General features: G+C 42.5%; 19 protein-coding genes and 1 pseudogene. 8 read left to right on the top strand and 12 right to left on the bottom strand.

All coding sequences use genetic code 11. The annotated features are described in order from the left end of the window. Window positions 1-22 precede the first annotated feature (22 nt). Window positions 23-922, bottom strand: coding sequence for a phosphogluconate dehydrogenase (NAD(+)-dependent, decarboxylating) (gnd, locus tag FC98_RS03205; RefSeq protein WP_008855407.1), 900 nt, complete (start codon window positions 920-922; stop codon window positions 23-25). A gap of 238 nt (window positions 923-1,160) precedes the next feature. Beyond that, window positions 1,161-3,749, bottom strand: a complete 2,589-nt coding sequence (locus tag FC98_RS03200) for a YfhO family protein (protein WP_056949190.1) — start codon at window positions 3,747-3,749, stop codon at window positions 1,161-1,163. A 406-nt stretch (window positions 3,750-4,155) separates the two neighbouring features. Here FC98_RS03200 and FC98_RS03195 point away from each other — a divergent pair, with 406 nt between their 5' ends. Together FC98_RS03195 and FC98_RS03190 are read left to right on the top strand one after the other, a co-directional pair. After that, window positions 4,156-5,061 carry a DUF5776 domain-containing protein gene (locus tag FC98_RS03195; RefSeq protein WP_056949189.1) on the top strand — a complete coding sequence of 302 codons (906 nt, stop codon included), beginning with the start codon at window positions 4,156-4,158 and terminating at the stop codon, window positions 5,059-5,061. Between the two features lie 28 nt (window positions 5,062-5,089). Further along, a complete protein-coding gene (locus tag FC98_RS03190) occupies window positions 5,090-5,584 on the top strand; it encodes a C40 family peptidase (protein WP_050806223.1) in 495 nt (164 codons plus the stop codon). Window positions 5,585-5,727: 143 nt separating this feature from the next. Here the strand turns inward: FC98_RS03190 and FC98_RS03185 are convergent, their stop codons facing one another. The 4 genes from FC98_RS03185 to FC98_RS03170 all read right to left on the bottom strand — a co-directional run bounded on the left by FC98_RS03185 (window position 5,728) and on the right by FC98_RS03170 (window position 11,154). Then, window positions 5,728-8,109, bottom strand: coding sequence for a BspA family leucine-rich repeat surface protein (locus tag FC98_RS03185; protein WP_008855402.1), 2,382 nt, complete (start codon window positions 8,107-8,109; stop codon window positions 5,728-5,730). A gap of 289 nt (window positions 8,110-8,398) precedes the next feature. Beyond that, window positions 8,399-9,520 carry a Cna B-type domain-containing protein gene (locus FC98_RS03180; RefSeq protein ID WP_082602737.1) on the bottom strand — a complete coding sequence of 374 codons (1,122 nt, stop codon included), beginning with the start codon at window positions 9,518-9,520 and terminating at the stop codon, window positions 8,399-8,401. Then, complete coding sequence (locus FC98_RS03175; protein WP_054654319.1) at window positions 9,423-10,421, bottom strand: Ig-like domain-containing protein; 999 nt, start codon at window positions 10,419-10,421, stop codon at window positions 9,423-9,425. The genes FC98_RS03180 and FC98_RS03175 overlap by 98 nt, the downstream gene beginning before the upstream one ends. Before the next feature lie 307 nt (window positions 10,422-10,728). Then, window positions 10,729-11,154 (bottom strand): OsmC family protein, encoded by a 426-nt coding sequence (locus tag FC98_RS03170; RefSeq protein WP_008855399.1) that lies wholly within the window; start codon window positions 11,152-11,154, stop codon window positions 10,729-10,731. 246 nt (window positions 11,155-11,400) lie between these two features. Between FC98_RS03170 and FC98_RS03165 the strand changes: the two genes are divergently transcribed. From FC98_RS03165 to FC98_RS03155, 3 genes are all read left to right on the top strand, one after another. Further along, complete coding sequence (locus FC98_RS03165; RefSeq protein WP_008855398.1) at window positions 11,401-12,000, top strand: IS607 family transposase; 600 nt, start codon at window positions 11,401-11,403, stop codon at window positions 11,998-12,000. Then, window positions 11,975-13,156: an RNA-guided endonuclease InsQ/TnpB family protein gene (locus tag FC98_RS03160; protein ID WP_056949188.1), complete on the top strand. Its 1,182-nt coding sequence runs from the start codon at window positions 11,975-11,977 to the stop codon at window positions 13,154-13,156. Before FC98_RS03165 ends, FC98_RS03160 begins: the two co-directional genes overlap by 26 nt. A gap of 171 nt (window positions 13,157-13,327) precedes the next feature. Next, on the top strand, window positions 13,328-14,506 hold the full coding sequence (locus FC98_RS03155; protein ID WP_056949213.1) for an MDR family MFS transporter: 1,179 nt from the start codon (window positions 13,328-13,330) through the stop codon (window positions 14,504-14,506). A gap of 237 nt (window positions 14,507-14,743) precedes the next feature. Here FC98_RS03155 and FC98_RS03150 read toward each other — a convergent pair whose 3' ends face one another. Together FC98_RS03150 and FC98_RS03145 are read right to left on the bottom strand one after the other, a co-directional pair. Beyond that, complete coding sequence (locus tag FC98_RS03150) at window positions 14,744-16,072, bottom strand: MFS transporter (RefSeq protein ID WP_081467771.1); 1,329 nt, start codon at window positions 16,070-16,072, stop codon at window positions 14,744-14,746. A gap of 333 nt (window positions 16,073-16,405) precedes the next feature. Then, window positions 16,406-17,809 carry an APC family permease gene (locus FC98_RS03145; protein WP_056949187.1) on the bottom strand — a complete coding sequence of 468 codons (1,404 nt, stop codon included), beginning with the start codon at window positions 17,807-17,809 and terminating at the stop codon, window positions 16,406-16,408. 202 nt (window positions 17,810-18,011) lie between these two features. Here FC98_RS03145 and FC98_RS03140 point away from each other — a divergent pair, with 202 nt between their 5' ends. Continuing rightward, the gene (locus FC98_RS03140) at window positions 18,012-18,590 is read left to right on the top strand and encodes a TMEM175 family protein (RefSeq protein WP_056949186.1); all 579 of its coding nucleotides are present in this window, start codon (window positions 18,012-18,014) and stop codon (window positions 18,588-18,590) included. A gap of 159 nt (window positions 18,591-18,749) precedes the next feature. Here FC98_RS03140 and FC98_RS03135 read toward each other — a convergent pair whose 3' ends face one another. Continuing rightward, entirely contained in the window at window positions 18,750-20,525 is a 1,776-nt protein-coding gene (locus FC98_RS03135; protein ID WP_056949185.1) for an adenine deaminase C-terminal domain-containing protein, read from the bottom strand. Window positions 20,526-20,564: 39 nt separating this feature from the next. Continuing rightward, complete coding sequence (locus tag FC98_RS03130) at window positions 20,565-21,917, bottom strand: NCS2 family permease (RefSeq protein WP_054654316.1); 1,353 nt, start codon at window positions 21,915-21,917, stop codon at window positions 20,565-20,567. Window positions 21,918-22,082: 165 nt separating this feature from the next. Here FC98_RS03130 and add point away from each other — a divergent pair, with 165 nt between their 5' ends. Further along, the gene (gene add, locus FC98_RS03125) at window positions 22,083-23,099 is read left to right on the top strand and encodes an adenosine deaminase (RefSeq protein WP_008855384.1); all 1,017 of its coding nucleotides are present in this window, start codon (window positions 22,083-22,085) and stop codon (window positions 23,097-23,099) included. A gap of 76 nt (window positions 23,100-23,175) precedes the next feature. Here add and FC98_RS03120 read toward each other — a convergent pair whose 3' ends face one another. Beyond that, window positions 23,176-23,535 (bottom strand): iron-sulfur cluster biosynthesis family protein, encoded by a 360-nt coding sequence (locus FC98_RS03120; RefSeq protein WP_040470678.1) that lies wholly within the window; start codon window positions 23,533-23,535, stop codon window positions 23,176-23,178. A gap of 499 nt (window positions 23,536-24,034) precedes the next feature. Between FC98_RS03120 and FC98_RS03115 the strand changes: the two genes are divergently transcribed. Beyond that, window positions 24,035-24,991, top strand: a complete 957-nt coding sequence (locus FC98_RS03115) for an NADP-dependent oxidoreductase (protein ID WP_054654314.1) — start codon at window positions 24,035-24,037, stop codon at window positions 24,989-24,991. Between the two features lie 224 nt (window positions 24,992-25,215). Here FC98_RS03115 and FC98_RS03110 read toward each other — a convergent pair. Next, window positions 25,216-25,445: pseudogene (locus tag FC98_RS03110) on the bottom strand (IS30 family transposase); the annotation flags it as partial.

Genomic DNA, 25,445 nt, shown 5'->3' with positions numbered 1-25,445 from the left:
CTAAACGCTTTGCTCCGCGCACTTACTTCTTTTCCATCGCATGCCCACCAAATCCGTGGCGCAATGCTGATACAACTTTTCCTGTGAACGTATCTTCTTCTTCTGATCGTTGACGGGCGTATAGTGAGTCAGTGATAACTGGCACTGGGATGCCTTGTTTTAAGGCCTCTTGAACCGTCCATTTACCTTCGCCTGATGAGAACATCTTACCAGTGATTTCATCCAAATTAGCATCTTTAGCAAATGCTTCTTGGGCTAATTCCATGAGCCAGCCACGAATAACTGAACCATTTACCCAAACTTTGGCAACTGCTTCGTTATTGTAATCATATGGACTATGATCCAAAACATCATAACCCTCTCCGATTGCTTCCATCATGCCATATTCAATCCCATTATGAACCATCTTCAAATAATGGCCTGAACCGGGCTTGCCCGTATATAAGTATCCGTCTTTGAGGGAAATATCTTCGAACAATGGTTTCAAATGTTCAAACTTCTCGGCACTGGGGCCACCAATCATGAAGTTACCACCATTCAGGGCACCGTTCTTACCACCTGATGTCCCACAATCAAAGAAGTTAACCCCTTTTTCTTCGGCAATTTTGCTATGTCTAATCGAGTCTTCGTAATATGAGTTCCCACCATCAATTAAATAATCTCCGGTTGAAAGAAAGCCGACAAGTTCATTAACAGTCGAATCAGTTGGCTTTCCTGCAGGCACCATAATCCAAACGGTGCGAGGTGTACTTAACTTATTAACAAGGTCTTCATTACTTGAAGCAGGAGTTGCCCCAGCTTCTTGAGCTAATTTAACGTTATCTGGATTCAAATCAAATGCAACAACTTCGTTACCATTACGAATGATGTTCTTAACCAGGTTAAGACCCATTTTTCCAAGACCAATCATACCGATTTGCATAAGCAATCATACCTCTTTCATCTAATATACTAGTTAACTGCTAACTCTTACAAGAACATTATATTATCTGAAAAGAATTTTCGCAAGTGATTTAGATAAAGTTTTTTAGGATATTTGCTGAACAATTAGGATAAAATAATTGGTAAGGCTAACATCCTTATTATGGCGGCGGTCAATCAACCATTTAGAATTAGCTATTTTGCAAAATAATTTCACAATATCTGAAAATGTTTTACATTTAATCCCCGGTTCGCTTTAAAACTACCGTACCAATTAATAAAAGTAGTCCTACCAATGAAAAGATTGCCCCTGTGAGTAACCCACGAATATGATAATTAAACGCTAAGCGATGGGTTCCCACCGGCAACTCAACCCCTACTAGGCCGGATGCCACCTTCTTAACTGGACGATTCCGACCGTCAACCTTCACCTGCCATCCCTTATCGTATGGCATACTCATTAACAAAATCCGCTTCTGGTTCGTGGCCCTGGCCTTCCCTCTAAAATGGCCACCATGCCAGTCTAATTGATTATTATCCTGTAGCTTAAGCTGATGCCGGTTCAACGTATTAGCTGCCCGATCAAATTTAGCAGCATTAATCCCATCAACGTGGCTGGCTGGATCGGGTAATTTCTTCGTCGATTTAACCGTAATCGTCGTCGCTTGATTCCGCTGCAGGTTGCCAACCGGAATCATTTCAGTTCCTAAACCACTGTATAAGCTAGAGAGTTTTCTACCATTAATATAAAACTTAACGCCGTGAAGCCGAACCTTAGGCAAGTATAAATAGTGCGGTCCGGTTGTCCTTGCCCGTAACTCAACTTGATATTGATAAAAGTCGCGGAAGGTTTGCTGACTCGTCTTAACAATTGTTGGTCGTTCAAAATACTGTTCAGAATTCCCCATTTCCGCTTGAACCAAGCGATTTTGATTTCTAAACGGCTGATCCTTAATAAACTTAAGGTGTTGCATTCGACTACTGGTCATAAAGCCCAGGCCGGCAACGTTCTTCTGGGTCATTAAGAGGTGTTCATGGGCCCCAATGTAATAAACATATTTCAGTCCCAGTAAGTGTTGCGTAATTCGCGTGCTGCCAAACATATCAATCCGACGAATATTTCGACTGGAAAAGCCTAAGTTTGCCAACACATGATGCGTATGGGAATTTAGCGTGGAACTGTACGAACTTAAGCCATGATTTTGGAAGATAAACGAATCGTTGTATCCACTATATGGCACTTTAAATAGTTGTCTAAATGGTTGGTTGATGACCAACATCCGATAAAAGCGGTGATGGGCGCGCTCTTTGCTCTCAACTTTGCCAACTAACCGTTCGGATTTTGCATAGGTTCGTTCAAAGCTTTGCTGGTTGCCAAACGGGGCCCCTGATGTTGCAATAGAAAAATTAACCATGAGTTCAAGGGCCAAAATAACGACTAGGAAAGCCTTACTTGCTGGCCGTTTCGCTGCAACTGCTAAGATCGCCAAGGTTGTAACCACTAAAAAACCGATTGCTAAAACGGCAGCTGAATTGCTAACCATTAATTGAGGAATCTGAAATTTAAATGGATCCATTTTTTGCTGAAACAGATTGGCCGTTACATAGCCAATCAGGAGTGCGGCCCCAATTCCAATTGCTGACCACAAAATGACTTTCCGCTCCGCAAATACCCCCTTGAGATAACCTTCATAGGCAACCATGATCAACGCAAAGCTAAATAAGAAGACCATTCTAAATGGAAAGCCAGCTGGCTGCTGCATCATATGCCAAAACGTATTCAATGGTAACAACCACATCCCAATCAAAATGCTTCCAAGCAAAATGCCGGCTGCTTGCTTATTTCTCAACTTGATTTTTCTTGAAAAGAAATACGCTACCGCCCCGATAATGAACAACGAACCGGTAAAAAGGCTGGGATTATGAACCAACCGACCGGCAAAATCGTTTCCCCCCACGCCAAGGTTAACGGCAAAACTGGGGCCAAAGGTGCCCTTAAGTAAGAAGTTAGTCAGTGAAATATCCTTTTTCCCGGTTGAAAGCATTGCAACCACCGTTGGAATCAGGACAACCGCCGCCAGCATCCCCGAGATTAGCGAATACCACAGAAATTGGCTAACCTTCCGTGAATGAGCCTTAATGTGCTGGAAAAATGGCTGCCTAATTGGCTGACTTTGTTTCATTAAGTAGGCAAAATAGATAATGGCAAAAACGCAGATAATATAACCCATATAATAATTGGTAAGAATAATTGCAACTAAGCCGATGACATATATCCCGCCCTTATTACGGTAAAAGAGTTTCTCAAGACCGTAAACCATCACTGGCAACCATATTAAGGCGTCCAACCACATCAAATCATAAAAATACATTGCCACAAAGCCACATAGACCATAGGCTAGGCCGCCACAAATCCCCATAAAATCATACGATTGATACTTTTTACCCAAAAAGATGCTCATCGAAACGCTACATAGAATAATCTTCATCCAAATAATCAAATCAATGGCGATTGGCAGCTGAGCAGGTCGGAAAAAGACAATAATCAGGTTCAGTGGGCTTAACAGATAGTAAGAATAGATCGGCACTAAACTATCCCCAATTGAAATCAGAAAGGAGTAACTAGGAAACGAGAGGTGTAACAATTCCCTTCTCAACTCAGCAAAAAACTGTAGGTATTGCGTTGAAAGGTCACTTATCAATAGATTGTGATTCCCAAAGGGGGCAATTCCGATGGTCATAAACACCCCACTAATAATGATTAATGGCACCATGATTGTCCAAATATAATAGGCCAGCTTATGAGCGCTCAGGTTCTTTCGTAACATGATAATTCCACTTTCTATCTTTTATTTGGGGCGACTAGATCGCTTAGTCCGCCCATTTATTTCTATGCTTAGTATACAATTCATGGTTACTCGTTATCATCTCAGCGCATATTTTAACCAACTATTATATTTCTTTAGGTGAATGTTACACTTAACCGCCTTAACTTGTAATAATAGGCATTATTTTTGACTTATTTCCTCAAATCTGTGTTAAAACTGGTTAATTTTTGTTAAAACTTCTGTTTGTTTAGTCCTTTTATGGCAGCTGAATCCCTTTCGTTTCGGCGATTAAGGCCAATTAATGAATCACTGAAATCTTTTTTAACCTTTATGAAACACTCCTGAGACTGTTTGGTAGCATTAATTCCCTATAATACTTCTTGTAGCTTTAAAGGAGGACTATTACATGAAATTGAACTTTAAAAAAATAGCCGGCCTATTCATGGGTGCGATGGCAGCATTTACGATTAGTACAAACGTATCTGCCAGCAAAACAAAGATTGCGGATGTTTCCCAATATCAAGGCACCATCAATTGGAGTAAGGCGTCTAAGCAATTAAAATTTGCGATCATTCGGGTCCAACATGGTGACACCGGTGATGCGGACTTCCGAATTGATACTCATAAAGATATTAACGCAAATGGCGCATATAAATATAACGTACCATTTGGCCAATATGGTTACGCGGAGTTTTCAAGCGTTGCCGATGCCAAAAAAGAGGCCAAAGACTTCTACAAGCGGTCTAATGCCAAAGCAAGGTTCTACGTTTTGGATAACGAGCATCGTAAGGGTAAGGGTTCTGAGCAATCTTACGTCAATGCTTGGCTAGCCACAATGCGTAAATTAACCAACAAACCGTTAGTTTACTATTCATACCAAAACTATGTGAATGTCCATAAAGTCAATTATTCCAAGTTTGACGGTTCCTGGATTGCTAATTACTCCCAGAAACCAAACGTGCCAACTGACTTATGGCAATACACATCAACGGGACGTTTAAGTGGCATCAAGGGCAACGTTGACTTGAGTAAAGTCGTTAATGCCTCAACCGTCAATACTTGGCTCAAACAATCATCAGCTGACAAGGCCAAGCCAACCTACTTCACTTCAATTCCAGTAAGTAAGCAGGTAACGGTTTCCAAAAAGATCTATCAATATCAAGATGTTAATTTCAAGTCCCGGCTAACTAAAGTTAACACTGGTACAAAATTAACCGTTAAAGGTATTAGTAAATCAGATCATGGTACTTATCGCCTTCAACTAACAAACGGAAATTACATCACTGCTAATAAAGAATTTGTATCTAACTAACGTATTTAAAAAGGGGAATATTATAATCGTGACACACAAAGCTATTAAATCAGTCTTAAAACCATTCTTATTGTTCGTTGCATTATTTGCTTTCGCCGTTGCTGCCTATTCAGCTGCAACCAGTGCAAAGGCAGATAGCTCAGATCCTTCGTATTCATCAGTTTATAACGAAGCCAAGAAACACATGGGTTCCCGTTACGTATTTGGTGCCGTTGGTCCTACTAATTTTGATTGTTCAGGCTTCACGAAGTACGTTTATAAGAAGTCAATCAAAAAGACAATTCCTAGAACTGCCCAAGCACAATACAATGGTACTAAAAAGGTTTCTAAGAGCACCGTTCAAAAGGGCGATTTAGTATACTTTGGTGGTAGTAAACACAGTATTTCCCACGTTGGGATGTACATCGGTAATGGTCGGATGATTGATTCCCAAAACCGCGGTGTTGTAACTGAAAATGTTTACTCACCATGGTGGCACGTTGTTGGATTTTCTCGACCAACTACTTTGAGTTATGACGATTAGTCGTAAACGAACAAAGCATAATGGATTGGTACAATCCAATCTACATAATCAAAAAATTTAATATCAATAATCCTATTTAGGAATAAACAAAGAGGCTTCAACCATAACGGTTAAAGCCTCTTTTGTTGGGTTCAAAACTGACTTTATTTAATAACCTTCACATACTTCACATTTCCAGTGATATACCCACCAGCAACTCGATATCTCAGCGCACCTTTCTGATTCAAATTAGTAGCGTGTGAAAAATCGTAGTTCTTAATCTTAATTTGGGTTCCCTTCTTGATCCGTTTTTTATGACCAGTCAAGTTAACCGTCTGATAACGATTAATCGTCCGTTTAACCTTCACATAGCGAGCTGGTTTGTGTTTAGCCATCTCAACCAGTTTTCGGTTACCGGTGATATATTGCCCATTACTTAGCACGTATCGGGTGGTGAGGTTATGATGAACAAACCTGGTAACGTGTAAAATGGTTCCCTGCTTGTAATTCTTCACCTTGCCAGTCAGATTGACTTTCTTGTAAGCATTCACCCCACGCGGATTAATCACTGTCAGTGTCTGATGCTTACTCTGATAGTATACAGGACGAATATATTTCCAATTAGCAGTGATGTATCCTCGTTTGCCAGCCGTCTTGCTCAAGTGGTTAACATCCCGGACTTGATAGCGCAACGTGCCGTTAGTAGAATGACTATAACCCGTTACCACAAACATTGGCCAGTAAACTCGTGGCTTCTGAACGTATTGAGCAACCCGATCGCGCTTATTGAAGTTGGCGCGCTTGTATAAATAAATCTTATTAAGTGCGTAAACCGCCGATCCTTTCGGTGCCAGGTTCTGTGGCGTTGCTGCCTGAGAACTTGTCTGGGGATTAGGTGTTGGTGTCGGGCTTGGTGCGGGTTCAGGCGTAGGAGTTGGCATCGGACCCGGTGTCGGCGGGATTGGCGTTGATTTATCCTGAACAATTACCTCAACGGTAGCCGTCCGTAAGTGGTAGGTATAGGTAACAAAATAATGACTGGGTTTTGATGTATCAAGATTACCGGCATCATAAGTCATACCGTCAGCGGTTGCCTCATCATAGGTCTTATTAACGCCATCAGCACTGGTTGCCGAAACGAAGGCCGTCTTTGGCTCAAAATGGTCTCCCACATAGAGATAAATTGGCGACTTAACTTTCAATGTCACTTTAGAATACGGCACCCAAGTTTCCAACTTATTATTAGTGTTATTGTATAAAGCTACCAAGTCGTTAGGAAGGTATCCCCGGTCCCCTAGAGGATTCGCAACGGTGCCACCAGCAACTGCTTGCCACTGATCGGAACCATTGGGCGCACCGAGCTTGACAGCATCAGTCAGTTGGGTGTTGGGCCCTAGAACCAATTCAGATAAATTCAGTCCTGCCAACATACTATCCAGCTCAACTGCTGGTCGGGCTGCCGTCAAGCTTGCTGTATCAAAACTTGATAAATCGAGTGTCGCCAATTTTTTGTCGTAAAAGAACATTGCGCTCAGATCAGCAACGCCTTTAGTATTAAAATGGGATACGTCAAGGTTCGGCAAACTTAAATCATTGGCAAACATCGCATTCATATTAGTTACTTTTTGGGTATCAAAATGGGACACGTCAACCGCATTCAGTTCCCAGTCATCCTCAAACATCCAACCCATGTTTACCACATTTTGCGTGTTAAACTTCGAGACATCAACTGTTGTTAGGGCATGATCGCCTGTAAACATACCACTCATGTCAGTTACGCTGCTGGTATCAAACTTTGTGTTATCAATGTTAATGTTGGTCAATGTAGAATCGTTCCCGAATATATTGCGCATATCAGTTGCCGATTGCGTGTTGAATTTGGAGACATCAAGGCTGGTTATCCCAGGGAGATCATTAAACATGTAACTCAGGTCAGTGACCTTGCTGGTATCCAGATTGCTCACATCGAGGCTGGTTAACGCCTCATCACCATCAAAGATGAACTGCATATCAGTCACAATTGGCGTTCTTAAACTTGAAATGTCCAAGTTCTTCAACTTAGGATCACTCGCAAATGTGGCGTTAAGGCTCGTTGCCCCGGAAGTATCGACCTTATCCATCCCGCTAATTTCAGTTAGATTAGGTAGGTTGGCAAAGAAATATTCGGCAGCCGTTCCGTTTAGCTGCAATTTGGCAGCCCCCACAATTTCCACTTTAGTAATTGCAGCCTTATCGGCAGTGTTGTTCCACGGGAAAATATTAATTTGTGAATTATCAGATGCTGTTACCCGTTCAACATCAGTACTATTAATAACCCCAGAATCTCCCGTGTTCAGGGTCAACGTTTTCCCAGTATCGTTATCGCTCAAGCTAAAGGCCACATCCCCAATCTTGCCGTCTTGATAATAGCTTGCCGTTTGTGACGTTGTCGCCTGGGCACTCTGTGGCGTCGTACTGGCATTAACCGTCAGCGGTCCGCCAACCGCAAATGTAGTCAGTGCCACAGCCGTAATGAAACTGCCTTTTAAATCCCCTCTAAGCCCCATATTCGTATCCTCCAATAAGTTTATTCGTCATCATCGCCCTCACTCTGATTAACACCCTCATTATAATTACATTCGTCATCAAATGAAATTACCAAACTAATTCCTGATTCAATAACATTTTAATTATTATCATGGTGGTTAATTGGTAGATTATTTGAGTCACTAATACCAAGTGGCGGCAACTCATTAACTGCCTGGATACAAAAAGGCCAGTTAGAAACCGACAAATTTCAGCTTCTAACTAGACCTATTCTTAGATTATTTTGTATCCACTCACAAAAGGGATGATTTAGTTCATTTTGAACTTGTGGCTGACAACCGCTGCAATCCCAATAAAACTAAGCAAAATCATTCCAACGAGGCTGACTACTAGCGCTTGTTTCTTATTATCACTAGTCTGCGGTAATTTTCCAGACGAGCTAACCGCTGGCGTTTCACTGTCAGTTGAGGCTTTTGGCGTCGGCTGCTTGGTCGCCAAACTTGCTTGAGATGTTGTCGTAGTCTTTGTATTAGGCCGTTTGTGACCCATCGTTGGTTTCTTGGGTTTCTTTGGGGATACTGGTTTATTTGGTGTTCCAGGAGTTGCTGGCGTGCTTGGCGTACTGGGAGTCACCGGTGTATTTGGCGTTATCGGTGTCACTGGCGTATCCGGTGTTACTGGTGTGTTGGGTGTTATCGGTGTGTCCGGCGTTACTGGTATAGTCGGAACATACGTGTTTTTCAACGTCACAATCCCGTTGTTAACTGGTTGCGGGCCAACGGTTGTTGATTTATACCCAGTGGGTACCTTTTCTTCGGCGACTGAATAACTAATTGGTTTCCCAGTGCTATCCGTTACTGGTAAATCAGTAAATTGCGCCGAATATTGATTACTGGCAGATAATGTAACGGTCGTTTGAGTTGCTTGACCATTTTTATATAGGACGGCTGTGATTGACGGTGGTGTTGTCCCTGTCGGAACGGCCGCCCAAACTTTATTAACCTTGATACTTGTCGTTGCTGGCAAACTATAACGATTAACTAGCGTTGCCGTATTATCTTTCGCATTAAGCGGCTGTGGCGTCGTTGTTCCGGTGTAGTCCGTTGGCACATTAACTTCGGCAACAGTGTACTTAATTGGTTGGTTGTTGGCATCATACTCGCTTAAATACTTAAACGTGCCACTGTAATTATTATCGTGGTTCAACGTCATGATTTGGTTGGTTGCTTTCCCGTCACTATATAGTTGCGCTTCAATGGCTGGCGTCGTTACCCCAGTAGGCACATTCTCCCACAACTTTTTGACGTTCACATTATAAACCGTGCCGCCACCGTTACCATTGCCGCCCAATTTGACGTATGCATCCGCCGTGGCAGCCTTGTCGGTGATCGCCCCACCACCCAGCATCGTTTCCAGTAATCTTAGCTTCATTATTAAGGGTGGTTGCTGACCCTGTCGTTCGATAAGCCGAATCGGTTACTTTTGCCAGGTATAACAGATTGACAGCCTTGTTCAGCGTCCCCTTCCAATTAAGCGTAAACGAAGTTGGTGTCCCACTAGCTGGTGAGAAAATAAGTGAATAGTCTCGGATGGGAACCGGTGTATAATGACCATCATCCCATTGGAGGGTTAACGTATCAGGCATTAGTTCTTGACTACCAGTGTTTTGTAGATTATCAGTAACCACGACGTTACTCAAAGACTTATTGTTTGGGTTAATTTTGACATCCCATTCAACATACTGGTAACGCTGATTTGCGTCTTTCGGATAAGTCTTGCCATCTGACCACTGGCCACTCCACGGAAACCCATTCTTCAAAATATAACTGTCGTTTCCCTTGCCACCTCCAGATACTTCACCGTTAACGAAGAGATTAATTGAACCAGTCATATTGTTATTATGAGTTGTAAAGTAATTAGTGAAGGTCAGCTGACCTGAAGAAGCCCCAGTAGTTGCCGAAAAGTGGGCGACAATCGTCCCATCAGGACTAGGAAGATCAAAATCCTGATCATCCTGAAATTTCGTCCCAGTGGGCAAACTAACCGTTGCCGTATCCCCGGCCTTAACCTGAGTGCCCGGTTTAATTGTAAAATGATAGCTTAATTCATAGCTTGTCGATTGGTCCCATTTTGCAACTTCAGTTGGATCAATCGGCTGACCATTATAACGTGCATCCTGACCAGATATTCCGGTAATGTTGCTTGAAATATCCGCCGCCTGGACAACCTGTGTTCGGCAGCTGATGCCAATCAAAGCAACGACTAAAAACAGGACCACATTTAACCAGTCCTTGATTTGCGCAATTCTTACCCCACGATATTTCGCTTCCATGACACTGACCTCTTCTATATTAAATATGTATCTATTGTTCTTATATCACTCACGTTATTTAAATGCAACAATTCGGTTGTAATTTACTTATACTTAAAGATTTAGAGCTGATATCTCAAGAACAGTGATCAACTACATCAAAAAACGGGTGGGACAAAGGTATTAACTGTCTCACCCTTAATTTCTAATTCCAAATGTTATCCTTCAGAAACCTGGAAACTAACTGCTTTATCCTATCTGCTTGCCTAAGCACCAAAATTCAGTCAGCCAGCATCCCATCAACATTTAGCCATTAATGACAAACCACCTAGAAACTAAACTGGTCCACAATCTCAAACGAAACATTTTCATTAGCCTTTAAAAGCTTAGCTACTGGGCATTGATCTAACGCTTCATCAACCATCTTTTGGGCCTGCTCATTATCCAGGTCATGGAATAAAATTTGACAGCGAACAATAAACTTATAGCCCTTGGTATCCTTAACAATATCCACAGCGGTATGAATAATACTATCAGGCTTAATCTTGTTCTGGCGCTCAACAATGCCAATCGTTGCGTTAAAACACGTACTCAATGCAAAGCCAATAAACTGTTCTGGGTTAGTACCTGGGCTATCCATCAATGAACTGCTTACCCCAAGTGCCAATCCTTCATTACCCCTAACATAACTTTGGCCGGTCAAGCCATGCTCGTTAACAACTTCTGTATGATAAAGAGATCCGTCAACAGCCATAGATAATTCCTCCCATTAATTGATTTTCCATCTACAGGTTCATCATATGTGATTTAAATTAGTAAGTCCATTAAATAGTATTTACAAGTTGAAAGCGGATACTTCATCGAAGCCTTCCCATGCTACCAGCTTTTTTTGATACACTAGAACACGATGCTTAAAACCAATTAAAGAAGGAGAAAACTATTATCAATAATATGGATTAAAGTGTTCCAACGTGATATAATGTATACGAGGTGAGTATACATGAAACCAAAAGAATTGGCTGGACGTTTAGGGGTATCCGTTAAAACCTTGCAAAAATGGGATCGTCAAGGAAAACTCCCCGCTAAGCGTACCGTCACGAATCGTCGGTACTATACTGAAACTGATTATTTAAAAGCAATTGGAAAACCCACCGCCAACCGCCAAAATGTTATTTATGCCCGCGTATCAGTTGCCGCTCAAAAAGATGATTTACAGGATCAAGTCGAATTCTTGCGACAATATGTTAATGCAAAAGGAATCATCGTTGATCAAGTCATCACCGATATTGGTAGCGGTATGAATTATAAACGCAAAAAGTGGAACCGATTGCTTGATGAGGTCATGCAATCGAAAATTAATCAGATCTATATCGCCTACCCAGACCGATTTATCAGATTTGGCTTTGATTGGTTCCAGCAACTTTGTGCGAAATTCGGCACGGAAATCGTGGTGGTCAATAATGAACATTTTTCCCCCGAAGCGGAAGTTGTTCAGGATTTAATTTCAATTATTCAGGTGTTTTCCAGTCGGGTAGACGGACTGCAAAAGTACAAAAAGAAAGTGAGTGACGATCATGACCTTGATCACTTACAAAATTGAGATTAAACCCACCAATGAACAAGCTTATCTAATTGATCGCCATATTGGCGGTAGCCGTTGGGCATATAACCTTTTTCTGGAAATGAATCAAAAACGATACCAAGACGGCTATTGGTATATGGGCGCTTACGAGTTCGCCAAATGGTTTAATAATGAATATTTACCGGCCAATCCGGACGATTTATGGATCAAAGACGATTACGCCAAATCAACTAAACAGGCGTTTATCGACGCTGATACGGCGATGAAGCGTTTTTTTAAGCATCAAAGCGGGTATCCCAGATGGCGATCATATAAACGACATCAAGGATCCTATTATTTTGTAAAAAACGGTGCCAAACAAGTCATTGCTTGTGAACGTCACCGAATTAAACTCCCGAAACTTGGTTGGGTCCGGTTCAAGGAGTATGGTTACCTTCCAACGGATACTAAATATTATGTGATTAAGTCCGGCCGGATCAAAGAACAAGCGGGACGTTATTATCTCACGTGTCTGGTTGAACAACCCGAACAACTCCATGAACGCTTGTTAGGTGATCCAATTGGGGTTGATCTCGGGGTCAAAGAATTTGCCATTATCGACGATGGCACTATTTATCGCAACCGGAACAAGGATCGTCAAGTTAAACGAATTCGAAAACGATTAAGACGCACGCAACGAAAATTATCCCGTCAGTATATTGCATATAAAGCTCGTAAAACGAAAGAAGGAAGATCTGCTACTGATCTTAACCTAGCCAAAACAGAGCGGAAAGTGCAACGTCTGTATCAACGACTACACAACATTCAAGCCGATTATCAAAATAAAATTGTCGCTAACTTGGTGAGAACCAAACCGAATTGGGTGTCAATTGAGGATTTGAATGTTAAAGGTATGATTAAGAATTGCCATTTAGCTAAAGCTGTTAACCAACAGGGATTCTACAGATTCAGAACCAAATTAATTAATAAGTGCCAACAATTGGGAATCCCCGTTCACCTAGTCAATCGCTTTGAACCCACGTCTAAGATTTGCCATCAATGTGAGGATAAAAAAGTCGATTTATCTTTGGGTGAGCGCATTTATAAATGCCCAAATTGTGGCAATGTGGTTGATCGCGATATTAATGCCGCGTTGAATATTAGAGATACTGACAACTTTGTTTTAGCCTACTAACCAGGCAACAAAGGATGTACCGGTGGCTAGCCGGGAATTTACGCTTGTGGACTATCATATCAACCATAGTAGAGTGCTTGTGTCGAGGTGGGATAGGATGAAGCAAGAAAAATCTGGATATACATTCAGGTATATTTTCAGTAGCAGGGCTTTCAGTTGGCCACAAAAGAAATGAATTTTAAATGGTTAATTACCGGTGCTTTATTCAGTAGTATTGGCATGAGCTTTGTCTGGCCGTTAACCAGTGTTTACCTACATAACCGATTGGGGGTTTCGCTCACTTGGATTGGGGTTGTTCTACTGTTCAATTCACTTGCCAGCGTGTTGGGGAGTTACTTGGGCGGCTATTTATACGACCGCAAAAATCCCTATCATCTACTAGTGGGTGGGGTCGTTGCTTCAACCATTACGCTGCTAGTCCTCATCTTTTTTCATGGCTGGCCGGTCTTTGGGATCGTACTGTTCTTTAATGGTATCTCCGGTGGCTGGAATTTGGCGATTGTCAATTCAATTGGAACCAGCATTAAAACAAAGGACAGCCGTTACGTCTTTAACATGCTGTATTTTGTCCAAAACCTGGGAATTGTGATCGGAACTTCACTGGTGGGCTTCATTTATAGCATCAGCGTCACCCTCATGTTCGTAGTTGCAAGCCTCCTATTCATCATCTTCTTGGGAATTGTCATCACCAAATACAAACCAGCAGCTAATGAATCCCGAAAACGCGTTTCTGATACTGAAAAAACGACTTGGGATGCTAAACACCTCCCAAGGGCGAATACCATTATTCTAATAACCTTCTTCATGTCCCTATTTATTATTTGGATTATGTACCAGCAATGGGTTTCAAATTTGTCAGTTTACATGACTGGTCTTGGAATTCCGCTTCGTAACTACAGTTTTCTTTGGACGGTTAACGCTGGCCTGATTGTGATTAGCCAAATTATTATAAACTGGATTGCCAGATATCACGAAAATCTCATTATGCAAATCTTCTTCGGATTCTCAATGTTTGCGGTTTCGTTTATTACGTTAATTTTCGCCAAAACCTATCCAACGTTCGTGCTGGCAATGGTAATCCTAACAATTGGTGAGGCAACGGCACTCCCAACCATCCCCGCGTTGGTCAACGTCTTAACCCCAGTTGAGGCAAAGGGCCGCTATCAAGGATTAATTCAATCATATGCATCGGCTGGCCGTGCTATTGGGCCATTATTCGGTGGTATGATTATCGAAACGACCTCCTATACAGCATTGTTTGTCATTGCAACCGTGGCGGTACTAGTAGTACTAGCTGCCACCGTGGTGCTGTGGAACGCGCTGCATGGAAAATTAACTGAATATCAGTAAGTGAGCGGAGCAAAGCGGTTAATAACCGGAGTGTAAGTCTCCTTTGAGAGAAATTCCCGGGCCTGGAATTTTTCTCAAAGGTGCTTACACGCAGGTTATTGCTTTGCGGAGCGGTCCTAATCCATATCAACAAATAATAACCCAACCAGCCATAACGTAGTCTCTGTGCTATTCATCCCTCAACAAATTAAGCGGGTCACGTTGGCATTTCTCAGCTTGAAATGCCACGTGGCCCGCTTATTTTTTCACCGTTGCTTTGAATAGCTGTCTGTACAGCCAATAATTCAGCAGCCCTATCACTGCCAGTAACGTGAATGCAAGTTGGGTACCACTAACAACGGCCTGTGATGCAGCCACGTGCGGTGATTTAAACATGGTCATGAAAACGGCCATGACGGTTGTTCCAATCGAACCGGCAATTTGCTGACCCGTTCCGTAGAGGGCGTTGGCATCATTTTGTTCCCGTTGACTAAGATTTTTTAGGCCATAGGTCATGGTGTTTCCAAAGGCCATTGCCCGGCCACCAGCATAAATGGCATAGAAAATTGTCACCCACAATACGGATAATTGGCGGGCGAAAATCATAAAGCAGACCATTATGACAAAGTAGAACGTATTTCCCATATACAATGGCAATTTACCGCCATAACGATCCAGCATTACGCCATAAAATGGTTGACCAGAGGCGTTTAAAACACTCCCAGGAAATAGAATAATGCCACCGATGAAGGCCGTTGCACCATTGACCATCTGAACATAATTGGGCAGCATGAAATTAATCCCCAGGTTAGAAAACTGCAACAATACATACGGTAAGAAGCTATAGACAAAGGCCGGCCGCTTGAATACGGTTAAGTTAAATAGCTCCCGATGGCTGTACTTCGAGCGCCAAATAAACAACGTCAACGCAACTGCAGTAATCATAATATCGCTACCAAACCGCTGAATGCCATTTGGCAGTGTCAATGCATTCATCGCCACTAGCAGCATAACCATCGTTACTGATAACAGGCCAAACCGCAGCCAGTCAAACGGGTATTTTTCGGTTGGGGTGTATTGTTCAATCGCAATCATTCCTAAAATAAGGAAGATAATTGCTATTGGCAGCGTTATCCAGAAGATCATTCGCCAGCTAGCTAAAGAAACAACCGCACCGCCGAACGTTGGGCCGAGTGCAGGCGCAACAATTAGAATTAAGTTAGCAAATCCCATGTAAGTGCCGAGCTTGTTTCTGGGAACTAGTTCTAAAATAATGTTAGTCATCAAGGGCGCGGAAATGCCCACACAACCTGCTTGAATCAACCGGCCACCTAACAATACCCAGTATGTTGAAGCAAGTGCACACGTCACATCGCCAATAATGAACAGCATGACCGCCCAAATGAATAGTTGCTTATTTTTAAATCGACGTTTCAAGAATGCTGATACCAGCATCAATAGCGCGACCGTCAATAAATATCCCGTGGTTACCCACTGAACTGTGCTTAGTGAAACGTTAAATTGGTTCATCAAGGTAGGAAAAGTGACGTTCATCGATGTCTCGATTAAGATGCCCAGAAAAGTCATTGCGGCGATGGCAGAAATCGCCAGGAGTGGATGATTGTGAGGTTTAGTTGAAGCTGTCACAGGAAGGCCCCTTTTCTAAAAATTAATATCACAAACAATCGTACCATAATAAGCCCCAAAGCTTTGCCGATACTTACAATCTAGTTAATCTTACGAATTTTGGGTATTGTCACTTATTTCAGACAATGGATTAACTTAATTCACTAATTATCACTTTGATTCAAAAAAATAGGAATAACTCGAGGATCTAGGTAGATTCCCGAATTATTCCTATTTATGTTTGTTTTTGAGAGCCTATTTCCAGCTCAGACGTAGTTTGTTAAATCCAATCTATTACTCATTTAATCGACTATGCCTCATCCCGTACCCAAAGTAGAGAATGAGTCCGAACACAAACCAGACGCCAGAAGCAATCCAAGTTTCTGCCTGTAGCTGAGATAGCATAACCATACATAGTATCCCTGAAATAATCGGCAATACCGGGTACCACGGCACTTGATACCCATGATGGTTTTGGATTTCCTTATTTCTTCTCAATGGAATAATCCCAAACGATACGAATAAGAAAGCAATCAAGGTGCCAATATTAACCAAGTTAGTCAGTTGATCCAGCGGAACGAAGCCGCCCATGAAGGCAATCACAATCGTAATGGTAATGAGGCTGTTTCGAGGACTACCGTTCTTGTCTAATTTGCCCAAGAACTTAGGCAGCAAACCGTCACGACCAATCGAATAAATTAACCGTGATGAACTGTACGTCATCGTCACCATCATTGTAAACATCCCTGCTAAAGCACCCAGAGATATAATACCGGCAACCCAATTTAATTTAACAAATTGTAAGGCAAAGGCAACCGGGTCGGCCACGTTAAGCTTGGTGTATGAAACCATTCCCGTTAAGACGATCGAAACACCAACGTACAAAATCGTTGCCACAATTAACGTCCCAATAATTCCGATCGGCATATTTTTCTTTGGATCCTTCACTTCAGCCGCTGAACTCGAAACGGCATCAAAGCCCAGGTATGCAAAGAAGACAGCAGCCGCGCCACCCATTACGCCAGTACCATTGCTGCCATGCCAACCGAATGGCAGGAAGGGATGCCAGTTAGTTGGCTTAATATAGAACGCTCCAACCAAGATAAACAGTAAAATGATCCCAATTTTGACAAGCACAATCACGTTATTTAGTCGCACTGACGACCGCATTCCGTGATTCAACATCCATGAAATAAAAATAACAATAATAATGGCAATCACATTTCCATAAGTCCCTTGGCTTGGGACAAATGGTCCAGAAATCGCTTTAGGAAACCCAATGTGAAACCCAGCCAGGAACGACTGGAAGTAAGCTCCCCAAGCACTTGAAACCGCAGCGACCGCTAAAACGTATTCCAAAATTAACGCCCAGCCTAATACCCAGCCAATAATTTCACCAAACACCAAGTTACCATATGAATAAGCACTTCCAGCAACTGGTAATGCGGATGCGAATTCAGCGTAGCACATCGCAGCGGTCGAACAGACAATCGCGGCAACAATAAAGGATAAAATAATTCCTGGTCCCGCCTTAGTAGCGGCAACCGTCCCGGGTAAAATAAAGATACCAGTCCCAATCACCGCCCCAATTCCAAGCGAAATCAGGTCAAAAGCCGACATGGTTTTAACGAATTTTTTATCGGTCTCAAGGTAGCGATCAATTTTTTCCCGCTTAAAAATTCTTGAACCTAATGACATATATGTAACCTCCAGATGGAAAATTAACTCTTGATTAGAATTATTAGTCTATTTTAACTTTCTGGGACATTAAAAGTCAATTCATCACGGCAGTTGAAACCGATTCCATCGAAAATAAAGTCATTATTTGGAAAGGAAAGCGCTAAATATTGTATGCTTATGTTAGTGATCTATCAAGAAAGCTGCACAGAGGAGCAAATTCATGACTAAAAATCGACTTGAAGCATTTACAGATGCCATCATTCCAATTATCATGACCGTCCTAGTATTGGAACTTGGAACACCTAAAACGTATACCTGGTCAGGCCTTTGGGACATGCATGAGCAATTGATTGCCTATGCCATTTCCTTTTTTCTCCTCGCCATTGTTTGGGGAAATCACCATCATATGTTTCAAATTGTTAAACAAATTGATGGCTTGGTTATTTGGGCTAACACCGTCCTCCTTTTCTTCTTATCGTTTATTCCCTTTGCAACCGAAATTGTCAATAATGATCCCAAAAGCTTATTTGGTTCTCAATTGTACACGCTGCTATTTATTTTCGTAAACCTAGCCTGGAATTTTCTCAGAATCAGCCTGTTACACGCTAACAAAGACCACAAGATTTTGGTTGCTTCTTTACGCCATGAACCCAAGAGCCTCATTACCTTAGCTGCCTTCATCGTTGTATTTCTGCTCACGTTTGTCTGGCATGAATTCGGAATGATTGGTACTTTCCTGGTCATGATGGGTTGGATCATGCCCTATAAACGGATTGAAAATAATATTAAACGACTGTAGCTTACAATCGCACTCTTTTAAACCGAAACGACCCCCTTATCGCAAACGATAACGCTATATGGGGGTCGTTTTAATTTATATAGGTATCAAATTTTGACTTCGAAGATCGGACCACTCTGTAGAACAAAAATTAGTCCTTAAGTGTTTGAGTCGGCTTACTTATTTAACCGCCTGAATTGGATTAAAATATGTCAGCTTCGTATAATCAACGTTCCCGCTATCCGTAATCGCTAAATCTGGAATAGCGGTAATTGGGAGAAACGATAAGTAGAACAGCGGATCTGGTAACGTGCTGCCAAGTTGTTCAGCAGCATGTTTTAATTCGATTTCTTTTTGAGCGAGTTGAGTTGGGGTTAAATCGGTTGTAATCCCCGCGATTGGTAATTCCAATAAAGCAACCACCTTGCCATCAACCACAACAACTTGACCGCCACCACACTCAATCAGCGTGTTGACAGCTACAGCCATATCATTGGTGTTCACACCTGCGACCACCAAATTATTATCATCTGGAGATGCGGAAGTTGCAATCGCTCCCCGTTTGAATGACCAGCCGGAAATGAACCCATGTGATTGGTTGCCATTGATGCCGTATCGTTCAATCACTGAGACAGAAGCAACGTCTTTTTCAGGATCTGGAATAACGACACCATTATTAATCGTTAGCTCAATATCTTGAGCCTTACGCACGAATGGTCCAACACTGTGAATTGTCCGAACCAATGCCGTCCCAGCAGATTGATCAACTCGATAGTCAAAGTCTGCTGGCTGCATTGGGGCGTGTTTCAGTTTCCCTTGGATGTGAGCAGATCGTTTGGGTGGATTGAAGCTCATCACTTCAGTTTGGTTTTCGGAAACCAACTGCCCCTTGCTGACGACTGTTTCAACGTTAAATGAGCCCGGTTGGTCGATCAGAAGAATATCGGCATCCTTTCCCGGAGCGATTGAGCCGACTTTATCATCAATATGGTAAGCTTCGGCGCCGTTAACGGTTGCCATCTGAATGGCGGTCATTGGAGAAACGCCAGCTTTAATCGCCAATCGAACCATATAATCAAGATGCCCATGATTTAAAATATCTCTGGCATTAACATCATCGGTACAGAAACTGGTATGGCGGGCAACCCCGGCTGCCCCTTCTGTAATGGCACGAATATTTTCTTTTAAAAATTTAGTGACTGAAGATTCACGAATCACTACATGGATGCCTTTACGGGCTTTTTCCAAAAATTCTTCATGAGAATAGCTTTCGTGATCGACATGAACCCCACTCATCAAGAATTGATTTAACGCCTTGCCAGTCGCCATGGGAGAACAACCAAAGATTGGTTTGTGATACTTCTGAGCAGTCAGGATTGCCTTGAGGGTATCAGGATCCTTCATTTCAACCGCTTCTCGGACGGTTTCCCAAACGCCATAACAGTTTTCATTTGGCTGAATTGCTTCATGGTCCTTGGCAGAAACGTCATAACTGATCGTTGACTTGGGGATTGTGTACGGTGTTTTGTATGGCAGCCCCCAGAATACCTTTAATGGGCTCCGATCAATTTCGGCAAAAATCTCGTCTAAACCTTTGATACCAATGGTTGAAATATATTCATCCAGGCCTGAAACAATACTGGTTGTTCCATGCGGCACAACCGCCTGGGCAAACCGGGTCATACTCATTTTGCTACACTCGACGTGAATATGGCCATCAATCATTCCGGGAACGAGGTACTTACCAGTGGCATCAAGATGCTTCGTATTGGGACCAACATAATCGCTGACATCACCATCGACAGCCACAATTTTACCGTTAAAGATGGCAACATCCGCTGGATAATACTCAGACGTATCAACATTAACTAAGGTACCGTGTTCAATCACCATATCAGCGGGAAGCTTAGCAGCGCCAGCATCAATATATTGTTCAAGTTCTTTAATCGTTGTCATTCGTTTTCTCCGTTCTATTAATTGTATTGATAGACCAAATTACGCTTTTGGAACAATATTCAATACATACAACAAGAGAATAAAGACAAAGAACAGAATCCACATGATGTAATTCACTTCTTTACATCGTCCAGCAACCGTCATCAAGATCGGGTAAGTCAAAAAGCCAAAGGCAATTCCATAGGAAATATTATAAGTCAATGGCATTCCAACAACCGTTAAGAAAGCTGGCATCGCAATTTCAAACTTATCCCAGTGGATTTCCTTCAAGGCTGAAACCATCAAAACACCAACAATAATTAAAGCTGGAGCAGTTACTTGATCAGTCACAACGGTTAAAAGTGGTGAAAACAGCATGCTAAATCCAAATAATACGGCTACGGTCAGTGAAGTTAATCCCGTCCGACCACCAACGGCAATTCCTGCTGAAGACTCAACGTAAGCAGCGGTTGGCGTGGTTCCCATAACTGAACCGGCTAACATTGAAATCGAATCAGACATCAATGCCCGGCCAATTCGGGGCATCTTGTTATCCTTCATTATCCCAGCTTGTTGTGCCAAACCAATCAAAGTACCAGCAGTATCAAAGAACGCAACCAGCAGGAAGATCAATACGACCGCCCACATTTGCGGATCCATAACAGATGATAAGTGCATAACCCCAACGCCAAAGGTCGGCGCCATGCTTGGTGCTAGTGAAATAATATGGGTAGGCATTGCAATCAAGCCAGTGACTAATCCTAAAATAGTCGTGGCAACTAAGCCGATAAAAATGGCCCCAGGCACTTTTCGCGCCATCAAAATTGCAATTACAAAAATACCAAAAATCGTTAACCAAGTGGTTGGAACGGTGAGCGAGCCAATCGCAACTAATGACGTCTTGCTGGCAACAATAATGCCACCACCCTGTAAACCAACGAAGGCAATAAAGATTCCAATTCCAGCAGCCATGGCCATCTTTAAGTCCTTTGGAATGGCGTCAATCACGATCTCTCGAACTTTCAGGAATGATAGGATCGTGAAGAGTACCGAAGCAACAAACACGCCAGCCATTGCTTTTGGCCATGGAATCCCCATTCCTAACACAACGGAGAATGTAAAGAAGGCGTTGTCGCCCAAACCAGGGGCAATTGCAATGGGGTAATTGGCAAGAAATGCCATTAATAGACACCCTAGAATTGAAGTAACGGCGGTAACGGTAAAAATTGCCCCTTTATTCATTCCGGCGGCACCTAAGACACTGGGATTTACGAACAAAATGTACGCCATCGAGACAAATGTTGTCAATCCGGCCAAAAGCTCCCGACCAACTGTTGTATTCTGATCCGTTAGATGGAAGGTGCGATCTAGCAGGCCTCCGCCCACCATGGTACTGTCACTCAACTTTTGCATAATAGCTAAAATCCCTTTCCAATAAATAATTTATGCTTCGTATTATTCCACATTTTTAGGAATATTTCAATACCATTATTCGGATTTTATCATGTTGACGATTACATATAATATGTTAAACTATTGTTTGTAATCAAAACACGAACATTTTTGGAGGAATAAATAATGGCAACTGATGTAACCCCAGAATTTACCAAGAATCTACCAAAAGCCGAACTACACCTACATATTGAAGGTACTTTAGAACCTGATCTAAAATTAAAGTTGGCGCAGCGTAATCACATTGATATTGGCCAATCAACGATTGAAGAAGTTCAAAAAACATATCAATACGATGACTTAGCTTCCTTTTTAGCAGTTTATTATCCCGCTATGAACGTTTTACAACACGAACAGGATTTCTACGATCTTGCTTTTGCTTACCTTCAAAGGGCGGCCGCAAATAACGTCCGCCATGTGGAGATCTTCTTTGATCCTCAGGCCCATACCAGCCGAGGAGTTGCTTTTGAAACGGTTATTCACGGCCTCCACCGGGCAGTGGTTGACGCCCGGGCATTAAACGTCGACGCTTCGCTCATCATGTGTTTCTTACGCGACTTTTCAAAGGAATCGGCTCGCAAGACCCTACTTGAAGCCATGAACTACAAAGATATGATCGTTGGTATCGGGCTAGACTCTGATGAGCACAACAACCCACCATTGAAATTTGCCCGTCAATTTGAGGATGCTGCTGCGGCTGGCCTGCACCTCACTACCCACTGCGATATCGATCAAAAGGACTCAATCGAACATATCCGCCAAGCCTTAGAAATTATGGGCGTTGAGCGATTAGACCACGGAACTAATATCGTAGAAGATCCCGACTTAGTTGACTTCGTTGCCAAGAAGCATATTGGGTTAACTTCTTGCCCACTGTCTAACAGTTTTGTGTCACCAGAAATGAAGGGTAAAGAAGTTTTGGAATTACTTTCGAAGAACGTTAAGGTATCAATTCATTCAGACGACCCCGCTTACTTTGGCGGCTACATTGGTGACAACTACTACGCAATTGCTGATAAGTTTAACCTCACCAAGGATCAGATCGTCACTCTGGCTAGAAACTCTTTTGAAACTTCTTGGATCAGTGACGAAAAGAAAGCTCTTTATATCCAACAGTTAACTGATTACGCTGCTTCACACTAACCTATTTTGCATATTAAAAAGGCCAAATAAACGTGACATTTTTTGCCATGTCCATTTGGTCTTTTTTTCGTACCAGTTATTTTGCTGTCTTCTGGGTAGTTAAATCTTTCAAATCGACATTTCCATCCAAAATACCACCATCGCCGGATAACTTAAATCGGTTATTAGTGTAATCAAGCTTCATATCATCGTCTAGGTATCTCTTAGAATATCCCTTGTAATACCAGTCACCAGCATTCGTCGTCAGCCGTGATTCATAATCGGGTACTTTTGCGTCCTTATCTACGGCAATGACATCATAACTTGTATCTAGTGAGCAAACCCCCACCTTAGAAAACGGACCAACGCCATCGTCAAGGCTCAAAAGTAGTTTCTGGTCTCCTGAAAAGGCCTTGCGTAGTTGATCTAATGCACTATCCGTAATTGTTAATTTCATTTTATCAACTCCCTTCATAAGTGAGCGAAGCAAAGCGGTTAGGGATCGGAGCATAAGTCTTCCCACCCAGAAATCCCCCAAACCCAGGGATTTCTGGGTGGGATGCTTATGTGTAGATCCCTGCTTTGTACAGCTGTCCTAAAAATAAGTGAGCGGATCCAGGCGGTTAGAAGTCGGAGTGTAAGTCTCCTCTAACAGAAATCCCCGGTTCTGGGATTTTTGTTAGAGGTGCTTACGCGCAGACTTCTGCCTGGAGCAGCTGTCCTAAAAGTAGTGAGCGGAGTCAGGCGGTTAGAAGCCGGAATGTAAGTCTCCTTCGAGGGAAATTCCCGGGTTTGGAATTTTTCTCGGAGGTGCTTACATGCAGGTTTCTGCCTGACGCAGCCGTCCTATAATTACCATACGCTCCTTAGAAGCAATGTCAATTAGATTGCACACAATCTATTCTTTCGTTTCAACTTTTTGCTTTTGACGGTTATAATGTTTTCGAGGTGATTAAATGACTAATCCAGATAAAATGAAAGCAATCGTCATTAACGATTATGGCGATGAGACTCAATTAACCGAACAAACAATGCCGATCCCAGAGCTTGGTCCAAATCAAGTCCTGGTTAAAGTCATTAGCATTGGCGTTAATCCCATTGATTGGAAAACTAGAAGCGGCTTGCGAAAAGCTCGCTATCCATTTAAATTTCCGATTATATTAGGACAGGAAATGGCTGGGATTGTTTCCGAAGTGGGACAGAACGTTTCCGGATTTAAGCCTGGGGATGCGGTAATGGGATATGGCACCCCAAGTAACCGGGGCACTTACGCTGAATTTTACAGAGTCGATGCGGACAAAATTGCCCATAAACCAATTACCGTCTCGTTTCAAGAGGCTGCTGGCCTGTCACTTGCTGGTACCACAGCTTGGGAAGCATTGTTTAACGCTGGAAGCCTTAAGACAGGACAAACCGTCTTAATTCTAGCAGGCTCTGGTAGCGTGGGATCCATGGCAATCCAACTCGCTCATAACGCGGATGCGCACGTGATTACAACCACCAGCCAGCCAAACGCAACTTTCGTTAAACAATTGGGCGCCGATAAAGTCATCAATTATACATCGACTAATTTTGACGAAGTGGTCAAAAACGCGGACCTCGTGTTTGATACGCTAGGTGGGCAGAATCAACTAGATGCATTCAAAGCCGTCAAACCGGGCGGACGAATCATTTCAATCGTTGAAACGTTACCCAAAACGGCTGATTTGAGCCAGCAACACGATGTTTACTTTGAAAAGATCAATGCCGCCCCGAGCCACGATATCATTGCCCAATTAAGCGCTCAGCTGGGAGCTGGCAAGCTGAAAGTTAAGATTGCCAAGCAGTTGCCGTTTACCGTGGAAAACGTGCGGACAATGCATCAATTGAGCAAGGCCGGCCACGTGGTGGGCAAGCTGATTTTAAACGTGTAGTGAGCGGAGCAAAGCGGTTAGAGACTGGAGCTGTCCTAAGATCAATGAGTGGGAAGAAGGATCTGACCACGATATTATAATGAGCTCACTTTTAGAATCAGGAAGCTTAAATTTTATAATTAGCCACCCCAGACCGATATGAAGTTTTAGAAACTATCCGATTTTTACTGATTTCGCTATAATAGGACTGAGATTAATAACATAATTTAAGGTAGATTGCAAATTTAATCCGAATTTTTTGACAAATTGGTCAGCATGACCTGATAAGGTGTTTGCCAGTCAAGTATTTTAAGTGGTCTCTGATTAATTTCGAGTAAGGTGGTTTTCAAGCCTTGAGCACTAATGTGCTCAAAATAAGTCCCCTTAGGATAAAAATAGCGTAAGTTCCGATTAAATCGTTCATTACTGCCGCGCTCAGCTGGCGTATAAGCATGGCAGTAATAGGTCTTAATAC

The sequence above is a fragment of the Lentilactobacillus kisonensis DSM 19906 = JCM 15041 genome, from assembly GCF_001434135.1.
Classification (GTDB): Bacteria; Bacillota; Bacilli; order Lactobacillales; family Lactobacillaceae; genus Lentilactobacillus; species Lentilactobacillus kisonensis.
This window is presented reverse-complemented; position numbering and strand designations above follow the sequence as displayed.

Bases quoted from the DNA above. Each gene is read 5' to 3' on its own strand.
- FC98_RS03175 (WP_054654319.1), bottom strand. From the start codon at position 10,421: ATGGAAGCGAAATATCGTGGGGTAAGAATTGCGCAAATCAAGGACTGG.
- FC98_RS03195 (WP_056949189.1), top strand. From the start codon at position 4,156: ATGAAATTGAACTTTAAAAAAATAGCCGGCCTATTCATGGGTGCGATG.
- FC98_RS03130 (WP_054654316.1), bottom strand. From the start codon at position 21,917: ATGCAAAAGTTGAGTGACAGTACCATGGTGGGCGGAGGCCTGCTAGAT.
- FC98_RS03145 (WP_056949187.1), bottom strand. From the start codon at position 17,809: ATGTCATTAGGTTCAAGAATTTTTAAGCGGGAAAAAATTGATCGCTAC.
- gnd (WP_008855407.1), bottom strand. From the start codon at position 922: ATGCAAATCGGTATGATTGGTCTTGGAAAAATGGGTCTTAACCTGGTT.
- FC98_RS03180 (WP_082602737.1), bottom strand. From the start codon at position 9,520: ATGAAGCTAAGATTACTGGAAACGATGCTGGGTGGTGGGGCGATCACC.
- FC98_RS03140 (WP_056949186.1), top strand. From the start codon at position 18,012: ATGACTAAAAATCGACTTGAAGCATTTACAGATGCCATCATTCCAATT.
- FC98_RS03135 (WP_056949185.1), bottom strand. From the start codon at position 20,525: ATGACAACGATTAAAGAACTTGAACAATATATTGATGCTGGCGCTGCT.
- FC98_RS03185 (WP_008855402.1), bottom strand. From the start codon at position 8,109: ATGGGGCTTAGAGGGGATTTAAAAGGCAGTTTCATTACGGCTGTGGCA.
- FC98_RS03155 (WP_056949213.1), top strand. From the start codon at position 13,328: ATGAATTTTAAATGGTTAATTACCGGTGCTTTATTCAGTAGTATTGGC.
- FC98_RS03200 (WP_056949190.1), bottom strand. From the start codon at position 3,749: ATGTTACGAAAGAACCTGAGCGCTCATAAGCTGGCCTATTATATTTGG.
- FC98_RS03120 (WP_040470678.1), bottom strand. From the start codon at position 23,535: ATGAAATTAACAATTACGGATAGTGCATTAGATCAACTACGCAAGGCC.
- FC98_RS03115 (WP_054654314.1), top strand. From the start codon at position 24,035: ATGACTAATCCAGATAAAATGAAAGCAATCGTCATTAACGATTATGGC.
- FC98_RS03165 (WP_008855398.1), top strand. From the start codon at position 11,401: ATGAAACCAAAAGAATTGGCTGGACGTTTAGGGGTATCCGTTAAAACC.
- add (WP_008855384.1), top strand. From the start codon at position 22,083: ATGGCAACTGATGTAACCCCAGAATTTACCAAGAATCTACCAAAAGCC.
- FC98_RS03150 (WP_081467771.1), bottom strand. From the start codon at position 16,072: ATGACTTTTCTGGGCATCTTAATCGAGACATCGATGAACGTCACTTTT.
- FC98_RS03170 (WP_008855399.1), bottom strand. From the start codon at position 11,154: ATGGCTGTTGACGGATCTCTTTATCATACAGAAGTTGTTAACGAGCAT.
- FC98_RS03160 (WP_056949188.1), top strand. From the start codon at position 11,975: ATGACCTTGATCACTTACAAAATTGAGATTAAACCCACCAATGAACAA.